Source organism: Pedobacter hiemivivus (genome assembly GCF_005144565.1).
Taxonomy (GTDB): domain Bacteria; phylum Bacteroidota; class Bacteroidia; order Sphingobacteriales; family Sphingobacteriaceae; genus Pedobacter; species Pedobacter hiemivivus.
Genome location: NZ_SWDX01000005.1, coordinates 319,045 through 334,466, shown reverse-complemented (window position 1 = coordinate 334,466; position 15,422 = coordinate 319,045). Strand labels below are relative to the sequence as shown.

Below are 15,422 nucleotides of genomic sequence, written 5' to 3'. Positions count from 1 at the left end.
TTCTTTTAAATGATATGAAATTTAAATATAAAATTAAAAGAATACTCAAAGTTCGAGCTGATGTTTTGGAGGAGAAAATTACCACCTACTTAATAAAAAACTCTTATAGAATTACCGAAAGAGGCTCAGGATACATAATCTTTGTTGAAGATGAATTTAGTGATAGAAGGAAATCCAGGTATGACTTCCACACTCGAATAGGAGAAGGTAAGTTTGTGTTTAATTGCTCAAGCGATAGTGAAACAACTGTAGAATTAATTTATCTTACATCACTTTCTTACTATGCGTTTCTTGTAATGCTGGTTTGTGGATTTGGCATCTACACGAATAACATAATTATGCCCATTGTTTTTTCACTTGCTTTGACAACGCCTATTTTATGTAAAATTTTTTACCTCAATGAACGGGTTTTTAAAGAAATTATGGAATGCTGATTTTGTAATATTTATGTTATTCGATTTTTAGAAGGTTACTTATTATCGCATCTGGTATTAAGGTAAAACATACAAGCTTTAACAATATGAAAAAATATTTAATTTATTGCGTATTCGCAATGACGGCTTTCGGCTGCAACAATGCGTCGAAAATGGGTGAGTCTGCTGATATCCTCAACAAAATTGAGAACGGGGATACCGTAATGGAATCGAAGATCATTAAGACTGCTGATATGAAGTTTAGGGTGAAGGATGTTCAAAGTGCAAAAGAAAAGATTTCGGCAATATTAAAAACAGAAGGAGGCGCGATAGGGGAGGTTTCTATTAATAGTAATATCCAAAATACGGAAAAAGTAAAGTATAGTGCAGATTCCCTGTTGGAGCTTACAGCTTATCGCACAGAAGGACTGATTATGGCCAGGGTTCCTTCAGAAAAGTTAGATGATTTTACCAATCAGGTGGCGAGAATGGCTGTTTTTGTGGACCATCAATCGCTGAAGTTCGACGATCAGAGTCTTAGTTACCTCACCAGCGAATTAATGAGCATCAACAGGGCTGAAGCCGTAGCTCAAATAGAAAAGAAAGACAATAAAAAGAAGGAAGCTATCGCTTCGAAGGATGTCAGCAAAAGTTTGGCGCTGAAAGATGAATACGTAGATCAGAAGGTTAAAAATATGTCGATTGACAGCAGGGTTCAATACAGCGATGTTACGCTGAACTTTTATCAGGACCATACGGTGAAGCAAATTGTTGTTGGAAATGATAACCTCTCTGATTATCGCCCGCCCTTTTTTCAGCGTGTAGTGATCAATCTGCAGAGTGGCTGGTTTATCTTTAAAGAATTGATTTTAATGCTTTTAAATATCTGGTCGATACTTGTGCTTATAGCCGCTGGATATTTTGCTTATAGATATTATAAAAGACAAAGGAAGCTTATTTAATCCGCTTTTTATTGTCACTAACAAATGACTCCCAGCCGGAGTAAGTTTTTCCTTTTCCTCCGGTTGGTATTTTTTGAAAGGAATGGCACACAGCTACTGCAAGTCCGTCTGTGGCATCTAAAAACTCCGGGGTTTCTTTAAAATTCAGTAATCTTTGCAGCATGGCTGCAACTTGTTCTTTTCCGGCATTTCCATTTCCGGTAATGGATTGTTTGATTTTTCTGGGCGCATATTCATTGATCGGAATATTTCGGGCCAGGGCAGCAGCCATTGCAATTCCCTGAGCGCGGCCAAGTTTTAGCATCACCTGTATATTTTTCCCGTAAAATGGAGCTTCCAGTGCTACAGTATCAGGCTTATATTCGTCGATTAGTTTTGTAGTTTTTTCGAAGATGCGTTGTAGCTTTAAAAAATGATCATCCAAGTGATCCATCCTTACAATGCCCATGGTGATTAGCTCAATTTTACTTCCTTTCTCCAGAATCACCCCGTACCCCATAATCGAGGTACCTGGATCAATCCCCATAATCACCCTTTCCTTTTTTTCAGCCAACATAGAACAATATTAAGCATATTTGCACAGAGTAAATTAAAAATATTGACATCCAATTACAAAAAGGTACTTTCATACGTTCTAAAAGGCGCAATTGTAATATTTGCATTTTGGTTTGTATACAGGAAACTTTCCTCCAATGAGAATTTAGCAGCGTTTAATAATTTGCTAAAGCAGATCCCTTTGCAAGAAATTATCGCGGTACTTGGGCTGGTTTGTTTATTGATGCTACTGAACTGGGGCCTCGAAGCTTTGAAATGGAAGCGACTGATTGCGCGAGTGGAAAGGATTAGTGTATGGCGGGCTATTGAATCTGTTTTTTGTGGCTTGACCTGGGCTGTATTTACGCCCAATCGGATTGGTGAATATGGTGGTCGGGTATTTTTTCTTTCTCCTAAACGACGGATTATGGGGGTTGTAGCTATGGCGGTAGGTAATATTGGCCAGATGGTGTTGACCAATGTTTTTGGGGCAATCGCTTTATGCGTATTTATTTACCGCTTTGAACCTATTGATTATAGGCTTTTTTATGCGCTGATTGCCTTAGCCGCAATGTTCTGTGCTTTCTTTATCATCTTCTATTTTAACATCAAATGGTTAAATGGAATTTTGCTTTCCATGCGTTTTACCCGGAAGTACAAGAAGTTTTATAGCATTCTTGCAAGGTATAGCAAAAAGGAGCTCTTAAATATTCTCTTGTTTTGTCTGGCCCGCTATGTTGTATTTAGCACGCAATACTTTATTCTTTTCTTTTGGCTGATACCAGAAATCCATTACCTGGACATTTTTATGATGGTAAGTATTCTATTTTTTGTCCAATCCACACTTCCTTCTCTTGATCTTTTTGATATAGGCGTTCGGAGTGTTACCGCCTCTTACTTTTTTAGTTATATAACAGGTCACCAGGTAGCCGTTATTGCGTGTACTGCAAGCATATGGCTCATAAATATTATAATTCCTGCTATATTAGGTTCTTATTTTGTGTTTAAACTCAATTTTTTTGGAAGTATTCAGCGTAATTAATTATATCTCATCTTTTTTAACGGTTTTATATGTCATCGTGGTCATTGCCTTTATCAAAGGTTGGCATAAGTTGGTGCATTTTAAACCTGAGGCCACCGTTTTAACTACTAAAGTTTCTATCCTGGTGGCTGCCCGTAATGAGGCAAAAAATATCGCAAAAACAATCGAAGACCTGATTGCTCAGGACTATGATCGGGAGTTGACCGAGATTATATTTATTGATGACCACTCTACGGATCAAACTGCCGAAATTATCAGTTCTTATGCCTCCAGGGGTGTAAAATTAATCCGCTTGAATGAGGATCGGGCACTTAACTCTTACAAGAAAAAGGCGATACAGACCGCGATTTCGGCGGCTAGTGGGACTTTGATCATTACTACTGACGCTGATTGCAGAATGGGGACGAGTTGGCTTAAAACCATTGTCAGTTTTTATGAGGAGAAGAAGTATAAAATGATTTCTTCGCCTGTGGCTTACTTTGAAGAAAAGAGTTTTTTTGAACGTGCGCAAACGCTGGAGTTTTTATATTTAATTGGCCTTGGTGCCTCGACAATAGGGAATAAAAAGCCCTCAACTTGCAATGGCGCTAACCTGGCTTATGAACGGGATGCTTTTTATGAAGTAGGCGGTTTTAAGGGGATTGATGATTTGGCTTCGGGAGATGATGAGTTGCTGTTGCATAAAATGGCAGCGCGCTTTGGTGATGCTATCGGTTTTCTAAAGCATTCAGATGCTGTAGTTTATACACATGCGAAGGCGACATTAAAAGAGTTTATTCAGCAGCGTAAACGTTGGGCTTCTAAAAGTACGCGGTATAAAAACAAATCGATCATTGTATTGGGCGTTTGCATCTGGTTGTTTAACCTAAGTATTCTTGTAAATGTTGGTTTGGGTGCATTCAATACGTTTTATTTCAATTTGGCCTTAGTTCAGTTATTGGCTAAAATGGTGGTGGAGTGGCTGTTTTTATATGATGTGACAGCATTTGCGAAAAGAAAGAGTTTGTTGGTGCTTTTGCCGGTGTTGAATGTGTTGCATATCTTGTACATTGTGTATATCGGCATTGCAGGGAACAGCGGAAAATATAATTGGAAAGATAGAATGGTAAAATAATGGAGATCAATAATAGTCCTTCAAGCAAAATATGGAAGCGTTTTAAGAAAAATAAAATGGCTTTTGGGGGATTGTTGTTTATTTTAACGATGAGCTTGATGGGGATTTTAGGCTATCTGATTACACCGGATAAAAGTCCGATGGCGAATACCATGCACCTTCAGCTCAGCAATAAAAAGCCTGGCAGAACTTTCGACTTTTTAATCGTTAGCAGGAAGAGTAATGTTGAAAAGGTAAATTTTCTGGAACTGATGTTACACGGTCAGGAGCCCGGTTTTAAAAGTGTTCCCATTACTGCTTACCGCGAAGTAGCGGATAAGGTTTATGTGCGGGAATATATTGGTGATGACGAACAAGCAGAAGAGTCTGTATTTTCTAAGTTACCCAATCAACAATATCAGCAAACATTTTGGCTAGGTACAGATACTTATGGCCGGGATATGTTGAGCCGTTTGATTTTAGGAATTAGGGTTTCTTTGTCCGTGGGACTAATGGCGGTACTTATTTCTCTTTTTATTGGCGTCTGTCTGGGCGCATTAGCTGGCTATTTTGGCGGGAAAACGGATGCGTTGATCAGTTGGTTTATGAATGTGATCTGGTCCTTGCCTTCTTTACTTTTGGTTATTGCGATTTCATTTGCATTGGGGAAAGGATTCTGGCAGATATTTATTGCGGTTGGTTTATCCACCTGGGTGGATGTATCTCGGCTTGTACGTGGACAGGTTATGGCTTTAAAAGAAGTCGAATTTGTGGAGGCTTCTAAAGCATTGGGCTTCTCCACTTCAAGAACGATTATCAGGCATATTCTTCCCAATATTGCGGGGCCTATACTTGTTGTGGCCTCTGCCAATTTTGCTTCTGCTATTTTGCTCGAAACTGGATTGAGCTTTTTGGGATTTGGGGCACAACCGCCAATGCCAAGCTGGGGGAGTATGATTAAGGAGCATTATGGGTATATCATTATGGATGCCGCTTATCTTGCGCTTTTGCCTGGATTGGCCATTATGCTTACGGTATATGCATTTAATTTACTGGCTATTGGCTTGCGCGATGCTTTTGATGTTAAATCACAAAATATATCTGTGTAGCTTAGCCCCTTAATTACTAACTTTGACCTGTATGTTATTAAACTGTTATCAGCAAGAACTAATTGAAGCCGGATGTGATGAAGCAGGAAGGGGTTGTTTGGCGGGACCGGTATTTGCCGCGGCCGTAATTTTACCACCTGATTTTGTCGCTGGAGAATTGAATGATTCGAAACAGCTGAACCATCAACAGCGTAATAAGTTAAGACTGATCATCGAAAAAGAAGCGATAGCCTGGGCTGTTGGCGAGGTTGATCACATTGAAATTGATCAGATTAATATCTTGAATGCCTCTTTTTTAGCAATGCACAGGGCACTTGACAAATTGAATATTAAGCCTCAATATTTAAGTATAGATGGTAATCGGTTTAAAAAGTACAAGGATGTCCCGCATGCTTGTATTGTGAAGGGTGATGGTAAATATTTAAATATTGCTGCTGCTTCTATTCTTGCTAAAACCCATAGGGATGAATTTATGGAGCGTATTTCGGCAGAATATCCTCATTATCAATGGAAACAGAATAAAGGATACCCAACGATTGCTCATCGAACGGCTGCTCTTGAGCATGGTTTATCGCCATACCACCGTAAAACTTTTAATATTAGTGCGCCACAGCTAAAGCTATTTTCGGAAATAGAGGGATAATTCGTATTTTCACGTGAATTGAAAGTCCTCATCCTGACAAATAGGGTCCCCTTTCCGCCGAATAGCGGATATCCCATAGTGGTTTATAACACCATTAAGGGCTTGGTAAAACTTGGGGTTGATGTGACGTTGTTCAGTCTCAATACCAACAAGCACCGTGTAGATATTGATGATATTTATGATCCTGTTTTTGATCAGATCAAATTTCATTCTTTTGACCTCGATACTGAGGTCAATGTATGGGGAGCCCTCAGCAATATTTTCTCCGATGAGTCGTACAACGTTTCCAGATTTTTTGATGAGGATGCTGCGCGTTTGTTAGAGGACATTTTAAAAGAGACCACATTCGATATCATACAATTTGAAGGGTTATTTGTGGTACCCTATCTGGATATAGTGAAAGCCAATAGTGATGCGAAAGTAATTTACCGGGCACACAATATTGAGTTTGATGTTTGGGAACGGATCGCGTTGAGAGAACCTTTTACGCCCAGAAGAAAGTATCTTCAGTTTTTAGCACGTCGTTTAAAATATTATGAAACGGAGCAGATCAACCGCTTTCACCAGGTGTTTGCGATTAGTGAACCCGATAGGCAAAATATTGTAAAGTTTGGTTGTGAAACTGCCTTGGATGTTTTTCCGGTAGCACTTGATTTTGAAAAATACGTTACTGATCCATCTAAAACCAGTTTCCCTACGTTGTTTCACCTTGGCGCAATGGACTGGAGGCCGAATAAGGAAGGTCTGGCTTGGTTTCTGGATGAAATATGGCCGGATATTGAAAAATTAAATAGTGAGTTGCGCTTTTATATTGCCGGAAAGAATATGCAACACGAGTTTTTTGAATATGACTCAGATAACCTGGTGGTGGAAGGTGAAATATTTGATGCGGTGGAGTTTATCAATTCCAAAGCCATTATGATCGTTCCATTATTATCCGGAAGTGGGATGCGCGTTAAAATTATAGAGGGCATGGCTATGCGCAAATGTGTGATTGCAACGAGTATGGCTGCCGAAGGTATCCGCTGCGAACATGGTAAAGATATATTGATTGCAGATACTGCAGATGAATTTTACCGCTCTATTTTACAGTGTATCACTAATCCCAATAAGTGGCGTGAAATAGGCGAGAATGCACGCAAAACGGTAGAAAGAGATCACGATATCAATGTGATTTCTCAAAGAATGCTGAATGTCTATCAAAAATTAATTAGTGGCTAAATTTATATACCTTTGCCACGTTTTTATAGATATTATACCGTATGAAGAATACCGCACTAACCGATAAACACATTTCATTAGGCGCCAAAATGGTGCCTTTCGCAGGATACAATATGCCTGTACAATACGAAGGTATTAATGCTGAACACGCTACAGTTAGATCAAGTGTAGGCGTTTTTGACGTGAGTCATATGGGAGAATTTATCCTGAAAGGTGAACAAGCTTTGGATTTGATTCAAAGGGTAACGAGTAATGATGCCTCAAAGCTATATGATGGTAAAGTTCAATATTCGTGTTTGCCAAATGAAGATGGTGGTATTGTTGACGATCTTTTGGTTTACCGCATTGATGAGTTAACTTATATGTTGGTGGTGAATGCTTCGAACATAGAAAAAGATTGGAACTGGATCCAGAAATTCAATACCAAGGGTGTAGAGATGCACAACATTTCTGACAAAACTTCTTTGTTGGCTATTCAAGGTCCTAAAGCTGCTGAGGCATTACAGAGTTTAACTGATGTTGATTTGGCTTCTATGGAATATTACAATTTTGTAAAAGGCAGATTTGCTGGTGTTGATAATGTAGTGATTTCTGCTACTGGATATACTGGTGCTGGTGGTTTTGAAGTTTATTTTGACAATGAACATGCTGATGTGATTTGGGATGCTATTTTTGAAGCAGGTAAACCTTTTGGCATTAAACCTATTGGTTTAGGTGCAAGGGATACTTTGCGTTTGGAAATGGGTTTCTGTTTATATGGAAATGATATTGACGATACGACTTCTCCTATTGCTGCTGGATTAGGTTGGATCACTAAATTCTCTAAGGTATTTACCAATTCTGAGGCCCTTTTGGCTGAAAAGGAAGCTGGTGTAGCACGTAAGCTGATTGGATTTGAGATGATTGACAGAGGCATTCCTCGTCATGATTATGAGATTGTTGATGCTGAAGGAAATGTAATTGGTAAGGTTACTTCTGGAACGCAATCGCCATCTTTACAAAAAGCGATTGGAATGGGCTATATTGATAAAGCTATGGCTAAAGAAGGTACTGAAATCTATATCAACATCCGTAACCAAAAAATTAAGGCTAAGGTAGCTAAGTTCCCTTTTTATAAATAATAGTATTTTAAACCCTCCTGTTTTATACCCAATCGAAACTGATGCACTATAAAAAAAGCATAGAAGTTTGTTTAACGCCAGCATTATTAAATCTTTACGATACTAAAGAAAGTGTTGTTGTTGTTATCGATATTTTAAGGGCGACATCGTCCATTGTATATGGCATTGATAATGGTGCTGATGCAATTGTACCAGTTGCTCATGTAGAAGATTGTTTGAGGTATGCAGATAAAGGGTTTTTGCTGGCAGCAGAGCGAAATGGAGAAGTTGTTGAAGGTTTTGACTTCGGCAATTCTCCATTTTCTTATAGCAGTGATAAGGTAAAAGGAAGAACGGTGGTATTGACCACTACAAATGGAACTAAAGCCTTACATATGGCTAATGCGCAGTCTGCACAGGTGGTGATTGGTTCGTTTCTAAATTTAAAAGCCTTATGCAACTGGCTTAAAGGTCAGGAAAGGGATGTCTTGTTGCTTTGTGCCGGATGGAAAGATAAGTTTAATCTGGAAGATACCTTGTTTGCTGGTGCTGTGGTAAGCGAACTGCGCAAAGACTTTACTCATTTTTGTGATTCTTGTGTTGCTGCTGAAGATCTGTATTTGTTGGCTAAAGATGATTTGAGGGGCTATCTGCATAAATCATCACATAGCCATCGTCTGGCCGAATTGAATATTGAAGAGGATGTGAAGTTTTGTTTACAGCTTAATATCTGCAACGCAATACCTGTTCTGGAAGGTGAGGCACTGGTTCCCCTTACTTGGGTTTGTATTTAGAAGCCTGTAGGACTTTTTGTGTATCCTTTTCGACCATCAATTGCTGTAAGGTAACTGATGGATTTTCTTCCATGTATTTTCTAACAATTTGCCAGCCGGTCCAAATGCCTAATTTCGGGGCCGACTCGTTTCTTTCGCCCAAGCCGGGGGTAAATGGGCCCTCACTTAAAAACACTTGTATTTTTTGGTAATCTGTTTCAAATAATAGATCATTTTGAAGGTAGTAGCCCCAAATGTCGCTTTCAAAAGTCTTACACCATTCTAGCTGCTTTGCAGTATATCCTATTTTAACTGAATCGGGAACATTATCGGCCAAAACCCTATCCATGAAATATAGGATTTTTCCGTTGTGGATCATTTTGGCAAGGAGTGTTCTGTCTTGGTCACGTTCGGCAAAAAGTTCTTCTCTGGCATAGGTTTCTGTCAACCTGGGTACGATGTATTGTGGGCTAAAGCGTTTTGATAAGTAAAGGGGCACACTCTCTACAATGGCTCTATAGAATTTGCTATCTTTTCCTAAAAACATATCTAAACCGATACCCATGTAATCGTTGCCGATAGGGGTTTGTACAGAGAAGCCCGAAACAAAGGAAATAAACCTTGGGACCTGGGATTTAGGGTAATAATATTTTATGTATTTAAATGTTTGTGTGAGGTCTTTTTCAATAGGAACAAGGTTAGGGAATATGCTATCGACCTCTTTATTTAGATCATAGTAAGCCTGATCTTTGAATAGGGTAGCAAGGATTTCGTCGGGGCTGTAACTTTCATTGCCTACCATCCGGTGTATATAGTCATCATAAAATGCACCATACTTCTTTTGCAGCAATTCGTCTGTTTGTTTAATGTCTTTGTCTTTTCTAAGGTAAAGGTCTCTGTCAAAACGATCAATTTTTACATCTAGCTGTATTGCAGTTACGTCAGGTTTAGTACCTTGTTTGCAGGAAAGAAAAGTTAATATAAATAGAAAAAATAGATAGCTTTGGCTGAATTTTACGTTATAGTTCATTATAAACAAATATAAACGAGTTTATCCAAGCTTCAACACCTTAATATAAAAATACTATGAAAAGAACATTTGTCGGCCTACTGCTTTTATTTCTAACCAGTAACCTTTTTGCGCAGATGCCTGCAGTGCCCGATTATGATTTTAGACTTGGATTGACTGCACATCCTACCATTGGTTGGATGAAAGCTGAACCGGGTAAAAGCAGGGGTGTTTCTTTAGGCTTTTCTTATGGTTTGCTGGCTGATTTTAATTTTGCTGAAAACTATGCTTTTGCAACAGGATTAACGATCACTACCATCAATGGCAAGAGTACTGAAATTAATGTTGCTCCTTATTATGATGGTTCGCCAACACAAACAGCTTATGATTTGAAGTATAAGCTTCAATACATTGAAATTCCGCTTACTGTGAAGCTAAAAACTGGTAAGATGGGTGATGTAAAGTGGTACGGACAGTTTGGTTTATCTAATGATTTCAATATTGGTGCGAAGCAATCTGCCGAGGCTGTTGGAAAACCTGCTATTGATGATCGGAACATTTCTAAGCAGATCAACTTTTATAGGGCTGGACTGATATTGGGTGCTGGGGGTGAAATTGACATTGCTGACCATACTAGTCTTACGCTTGGATTGACCTTGAACAATGGTTTTACCAATATTGTGGATGATAATGATCGTAAAGTACGAAATCATTATATTGGCCTGAATGTTGGTGTTTTCTTCTAATTCATACAGCTCTTTATTACCGATCTAAAAATATATACTTCAATGAAACCATCATTTTTGATAGCTTCATCACCTTTAAAAAGCAAACTATATACTGATGAAAATCGCGCTAGCACAACTTAACTATCATATAGGTAATTTCGAATACAATACAAATAAGATCATCGAGCACATTGAACTGGCTAAAGCCAAGGGTGCGGATTTGGTTGTATTTGCGGAACTGGCTATATGTGGTTATCCGCCACGAGATTTTTTGGAGTTTGATGAGTTTATTGACCTTTGCGAAAAGGCTGCCCTGGAGATCGCTACACATTGTGTAGGCATTGCTTGTATTGTCGGCCTACCTGTTAAGAATGAAATATTAGCGGGTAAAGATTTGTATAATGCAGCTTATTTTCTGGAGGATGGGCAATTAAAAAGGGTAGTTAAAAAGGCTTTGCTGCCTAATTATGATGTATTTGATGAATATCGTTATTTTGAGCCTGCAAGCCATTTTGAATGTGTCGATTTTAAAGGGATTAAGATCGCCGTAACCATTTGCGAGGATCTGTGGAACATCAACAATAACCCATTGTATATCTCTTCTCCAATGGATGAGCTGATCAGGCAAAAGCCTAAATTGATGATCAACATCGCAGCTTCTCCATTTTCTTATCTGCACGATGAAGAGCGTGTGGTGGTGCTTTCTGATAATGCGAAGCGATATAATATGCCGCTGCTGTATGTAAATCAGGTGGGTGCGCAAACGGAAATTATCTTTGATGGTGGATCTTTGGCTTTTGATGCTAAAGGTAACCTGATTGATGAAATGCCTTATTTTGAGGAGGCGGTGCGCATTTATGAATTTGAGGACAATGTCATCAAAGGGCATGAACCGATGCAGCATCTGGCGATGCCTGATATAGATCAAATCTATGAGGCGTTGGTGTTGGGTATTAAGGATTACTTTAGCAAGTCTGGTTTTAGTAAGGCAGTACTGGGCTTATCTGGTGGGATTGATTCGGCGGTTGTTTGTGCCTTGGCTTGTCGGGCATTGGGTGCCGAAAATGTAATGGCTGTTTTGATGCCCTCTAAGTATTCTTCAGATCATTCTATTCAGGATGCATTGGATTTGGTTAATAATATTGGTTGTCAACATCAAATTATTCCGATAAAGGAAGCTGCTGATGCATTTGATAGTATGATGGCTCCTGCATTTGAAGGACTTGCTTTTAACCTTACTGAAGAAAATATACAGGCACGTTGTAGGGGAGTGATTGTAATGGCGATGTCTAATAAATTTGGTTACATTTTGCTAAACACCTCTAACAAAAGTGAGTGTGCAGTGGGGTATGGGACTTTGTACGGCGATATGTGTGGTGCGATAGGGGTAATTGGGGATGTTTACAAAACCCAGGTATATCAACTTGCGCAGTATATCAATAAAGATGGGATTGTGATTCCGGAAAACTCTATTGTTAAACCACCTTCTGCGGAGCTTAGACCGGGTCAGAAGGACTCTGATTCTTTACCTGACTATGATGTCCTGGATAAGATTTTATTCCAATACATCGAATTAAAAAAGAGCTCATCGGGAATTATTGCACAGGGTTATGATGAGGCGTTGGTGAGAAGGATTATTAAGCTGGTAAATTCCGCAGAATTTAAGCGTTATCAAACGCCTCCAATCCTGCGGGTATCACCTAAAGCTTTTGGTATGGGTAGAAGGATGCCTATTGTAGGCAAGTACCTTTCCTAAGCTTTTTTAAACCATTTTCTGTAAGGGATAATTAGAGCCAATAGCAGTGCTGTTATGCATAAAAACTTAGCGATGATGTCGCCTGTTTTAACGTATAAGGTCAGTTCATCATTTAGATTGATGTCGGTCTTTAATGCGGTTCTTGTCCACCACTTTGCTTGTTGGATCACATCACCTTTTTGGTTAATAAAGCAAGAAATCCCGGTGTTGGCTGAGCGGACTACATAACGACGACTTTCTATGGCTCTTAATTGGGCATACATTAAGTGTTGATCTTTGCCTGATGTATTTCCCCACCAACCATCATTGGTGATGATAGCGATGAACTGAGCCCCATTTTTAACAGCTTCTCCAATCCATTCGCCCCATAAAGATTCGTAGCAAATGACAGGGGCTACACCGATGCCGCTGTAAGCATAAAATACACCGGGTTTATCTTGCCAGCCCCATCCGCCTCCGCTACCACCGAAACCTTCGAAAATAGGTCCTAGTATCGATAATGCAGCTGGGAAAGGCATCTTTTCTACGCCTGGCACTAGTTTGGATTTATGGTAGAATTGTACGTTTGCTGAGTTCTCGACTTGCATAGCGGTATTAAAGCTATCGTAAAACACACCACTTTGATCTTGTTTCGCGGATACTGTTTGTCGATCGTTGTACAATTTTACGCTCTCTATGCCAGTGATGACAGTTCCATTCTTGTATTTTGCTAGAAACTGTTGTACGTTATTGAAATCAGGGTTACTGCGGATTCTATCTTCGTCTGCATAATTAGGGATTGCTGTTTCTGGCCAGATAAAATATTCGGTATTTGGCTGTGCAATGGAGTCAGATAGATGGGTAAGTATATTCAGTTGATCTGCAGCAGAAAGACTGCCGAATTTTTTATAAGGATCTATATTCGGTTGTACGGTGACCACATTTACAGGAACCACTTTTTCTTCGTATTGGTAGTATTTTGCTAGCGAAAGACCGATTGGTAGGATCACTACTAAAGCCCAAAGCATTGCAGGTCTTAATTTTAAATAGCCTTTTGCATCGGATTTAAAACGTTTATAAGCTTCGAAAGCTAAAATATTGCTGAGTAATATCCATACTGAACCACCGTAAACGCCAGTATACTCATACCATTGCGCCAATTGGTGCATTCCCGATAAACCATTTCCTAGTGTCATCCATGGGAAGGCTAAATCCCAGCTTTGGTGCAGGTATTCCATCGCTACATAAAATGAGATCAGGCCAGTGTATGCAATTTTAGCATTGGTTACCCTTTGTAAACGGTAATACAACCAGAAGGCAAAAGTCATCAATAAAGCCCCTAAACCAAAAGGGATGATGGATACGAATGCGGATACTACCGGATTGTTTACCGCACTGATGGCATTATAAACCCAATAAATGGAGGCGGTATTCCAAACCAGGAAAGTCAGACCGGCAGTAAGGAAGACCTTTTTTCCTGTTTTTCCTTCTTTTTTAAGCAGAATTTTGTCCAGTGCAATTAACAAAGGGACTAAACCAACAAGAAGGATTGGGGTGGTATAAGGGATTGGTGGCCAAGCCAGCCACATTAAAAATGAGCTTAACAAGGCCAGAGGGGCAGTATTTTTAAAATTCATTAATGGGTGCTTATAAGCTATCTAATATATCTGCTTTTTTTGCTTCATATTCTTCCTGAGTAATCAGGTGTTTGTCGTACAAACTTTTCAGTTTTCTTAATTTTAAAGTGGTTTCATCTTCAGGTTCTTCAACATGGCTAGGCGTTGCCGCTGGTGCTGAGAAGAATGCTGCAGGCTCTTCTGAAGCTGGTTCTGGCGTAACCGCATTTACAGTTACTGGTGAGGGGATAGAACGTCTTTCTTCTAGATCTGTTTGTCTTTGTTGCTCTTTGAAATTTTCCAATTGCTCATAAGCTGCCTGGTATAATTTGCGGGCTTGAACTTTAGGAATGTATTCTGTAATGATGTTCTCTCCGTGTAAGGGTACACAGATAAATTTTGAACCAAAGATTTCTTCTTTAAAGGAAACCTCTTTCACACTTTTCCAGGAGATATCTTTGAAGTTCATGGTGATTCCAAAATTACCGGGTTCGCAATAGAAAATACGTTTGTTACTTACGGCAATACAATCAGGAAGCAAGTTTACGGCAGGTTTTTTCTGTACTGCCATATAAATAAGTTCCTCATTGTTGGTTAGCATGTCGTTCAGTTTACCTAATACTTTCTCAACGGCTTTTGGATCTTGTTCGTCACTTAAAAATCTATCTATTAAAATCATGATGTTTCTTTTTTATGTAGGGGTATCAAAAATTGAACCCAATTAATCTTTATCGTATTTTGATTTCTTCTTTACCTCTTCGGCTCCGGCAATACAAATTACAAATTCTCCTTTTAATATATTGTTTTCGAAATGTGATTTAATTTCTGCTAATGTGCCTCTAACGGTTTCTTCGTATAGTTTGGTAAGTTCGCGGCTCACCGAAGCTTGTCTTTCTGCTCCTAAATACTGTGCAAATTCTTCCAGTGTTTTTAGTAAGCGGTGTGGACTTTCATAAAATATCATGGTCCGTTCTTCGTCGGCCAGCTTTTTAAAACGTGTTTGTCTGCCCTTTTTTACTGGCAAAAAGCCTTCAAAGACGAATGCATCGCAGGGTAGGCCTGAATTTACCAGTGCGGGTACAAAGGCTGTGGCACCGGGTAAACATTCTACTTGTAAGTCGTGTTTTAAGGTCTCCCTTACCAGAAAAAAACCTGGATCAGAAATGGCAGGTGTTCCGGCATCTGATATGAGCGCTACATTTTTTCCTTCTTTTAAAAAGCGGATGATTTCTGTAGTTGCCTGATGTTCATTGTGCTGGTGATGGGAGTAGGCTTTTTTATCAATGCCAAAATGTTTTAACATTGGGGCGCTTGTGCGGGTGTCTTCTGCCAATATTACATCAGCTTCTTTTAAGATCCGGATGGCTCTAAAGGTCATATCCTCCAGATTACCAATGGGTGTAGGAACAAGAAAAAGTTTACCAGTTGTCATGTTATGCGTTCA

16 protein-coding genes are annotated in these 15,422 nt (G+C 39.3%); 11 read left to right on the top strand and 5 right to left on the bottom strand.

All coding sequences use genetic code 11. From position 1 onward, the window contains the following. Positions 1-14: 14 nt before the first annotated feature. Both FBD94_RS14555 and FBD94_RS14550 read left to right on the top strand, forming a co-directional pair. On the top strand, positions 15-434 hold the full coding sequence (locus FBD94_RS14555) for a hypothetical protein (RefSeq protein ID WP_136880703.1): 420 nt from the start codon (positions 15-17) through the stop codon (positions 432-434). Positions 435-520: 86 nt separating this feature from the next. Beyond that, on the top strand, positions 521-1,375 hold the full coding sequence (locus tag FBD94_RS14550; RefSeq protein WP_136880702.1) for a DUF4349 domain-containing protein: 855 nt from the start codon (positions 521-523) through the stop codon (positions 1,373-1,375). Here the strand turns inward: FBD94_RS14550 and ruvC are convergent. Beyond that, a complete protein-coding gene (gene ruvC / locus FBD94_RS14545; RefSeq protein WP_131608224.1) occupies positions 1,368-1,931 on the bottom strand; it encodes a crossover junction endodeoxyribonuclease RuvC in 564 nt (187 codons plus the stop codon). The genes FBD94_RS14550 and ruvC overlap by 8 nt on opposite strands. Positions 1,932-1,973: 42 nt before the next feature. Between ruvC and FBD94_RS14540 the strand changes: the two genes are divergently transcribed. The 7 genes from FBD94_RS14540 to FBD94_RS14510 are packed head-to-tail and all read left to right on the top strand — an operon-like array spanning position 1,974 to position 8,911. Then, entirely contained in the window at positions 1,974-2,951 is a 978-nt protein-coding gene (locus tag FBD94_RS14540) for a lysylphosphatidylglycerol synthase domain-containing protein (protein WP_136880701.1), read from the top strand. Next, the gene (locus FBD94_RS14535; RefSeq protein WP_169472313.1) at positions 2,929-4,065 is read left to right on the top strand and encodes a glycosyltransferase family 2 protein; all 1,137 of its coding nucleotides are present in this window, start codon (positions 2,929-2,931) and stop codon (positions 4,063-4,065) included. Before FBD94_RS14540 ends, FBD94_RS14535 begins: the two co-directional genes overlap by 23 nt. Next, positions 4,065-5,153, top strand: a complete 1,089-nt coding sequence (locus FBD94_RS14530) for an ABC transporter permease (protein ID WP_131608226.1) — start codon at positions 4,065-4,067, stop codon at positions 5,151-5,153. Before FBD94_RS14535 ends, FBD94_RS14530 begins: the two co-directional genes overlap by 1 nt. Positions 5,154-5,184: 31 nt before the next feature. Next, positions 5,185-5,796: a ribonuclease HII gene (locus tag FBD94_RS14525; protein ID WP_136880700.1), complete on the top strand. Its 612-nt coding sequence runs from the start codon at positions 5,185-5,187 to the stop codon at positions 5,794-5,796. Between the two features lie 18 nt (positions 5,797-5,814). Beyond that, on the top strand, positions 5,815-7,017 hold the full coding sequence (locus FBD94_RS14520; RefSeq protein WP_131608228.1) for a glycosyltransferase: 1,203 nt from the start codon (positions 5,815-5,817) through the stop codon (positions 7,015-7,017). A 41-nt stretch (positions 7,018-7,058) separates the two neighbouring features. After that, complete coding sequence (gene gcvT / locus FBD94_RS14515; protein ID WP_131608229.1) at positions 7,059-8,138, top strand: glycine cleavage system aminomethyltransferase GcvT; 1,080 nt, start codon at positions 7,059-7,061, stop codon at positions 8,136-8,138. 41 nt (positions 8,139-8,179) lie between these two features. After that, positions 8,180-8,911, top strand: a complete 732-nt coding sequence (locus FBD94_RS14510) for a 2-phosphosulfolactate phosphatase (RefSeq protein ID WP_136880699.1) — start codon at positions 8,180-8,182, stop codon at positions 8,909-8,911. On the opposite strand, the gene gldB is transcribed toward FBD94_RS14510, so the two are convergent. Next, a complete protein-coding gene (gene gldB, locus FBD94_RS14505; RefSeq protein WP_136880698.1) occupies positions 8,892-9,920 on the bottom strand; it encodes a gliding motility lipoprotein GldB in 1,029 nt (342 codons plus the stop codon). The genes FBD94_RS14510 and gldB overlap by 20 nt on opposite strands. A 56-nt stretch (positions 9,921-9,976) precedes the next feature. Here gldB and FBD94_RS14500 point away from each other — a divergent pair, with 56 nt between their 5' ends. Together FBD94_RS14500 and FBD94_RS14495 are read left to right on the top strand one after the other, a co-directional pair. Beyond that, on the top strand, positions 9,977-10,645 hold the full coding sequence (locus tag FBD94_RS14500) for a porin family protein (protein ID WP_131608232.1): 669 nt from the start codon (positions 9,977-9,979) through the stop codon (positions 10,643-10,645). 97 nt (positions 10,646-10,742) lie between these two features. Next, positions 10,743-12,383 carry an NAD+ synthase gene (locus FBD94_RS14495; RefSeq protein ID WP_136880697.1) on the top strand — a complete coding sequence of 547 codons (1,641 nt, stop codon included), beginning with the start codon at positions 10,743-10,745 and terminating at the stop codon, positions 12,381-12,383. On the opposite strand, the gene lnt is transcribed toward FBD94_RS14495, so the two are convergent. Genes lnt through rsmI form a run of 3 tightly spaced genes read right to left on the bottom strand, consistent with a single transcriptional unit; the run spans position 12,380 to position 15,410 of the window. Next, entirely contained in the window at positions 12,380-13,999 is a 1,620-nt protein-coding gene (lnt, locus tag FBD94_RS14490) for an apolipoprotein N-acyltransferase (protein WP_136880696.1), read from the bottom strand. The genes FBD94_RS14495 and lnt overlap by 4 nt on opposite strands. Positions 14,000-14,009: 10 nt before the next feature. Continuing rightward, entirely contained in the window at positions 14,010-14,657 is a 648-nt protein-coding gene (locus FBD94_RS14485) for a PH domain-containing protein (protein ID WP_136880695.1), read from the bottom strand. Between the two features lie 42 nt (positions 14,658-14,699). After that, the gene (gene rsmI, locus FBD94_RS14480; protein WP_090785400.1) at positions 14,700-15,410 is read right to left on the bottom strand and encodes a 16S rRNA (cytidine(1402)-2'-O)-methyltransferase; all 711 of its coding nucleotides are present in this window, start codon (positions 15,408-15,410) and stop codon (positions 14,700-14,702) included. Positions 15,411-15,422 lie beyond the last annotated feature (12 nt).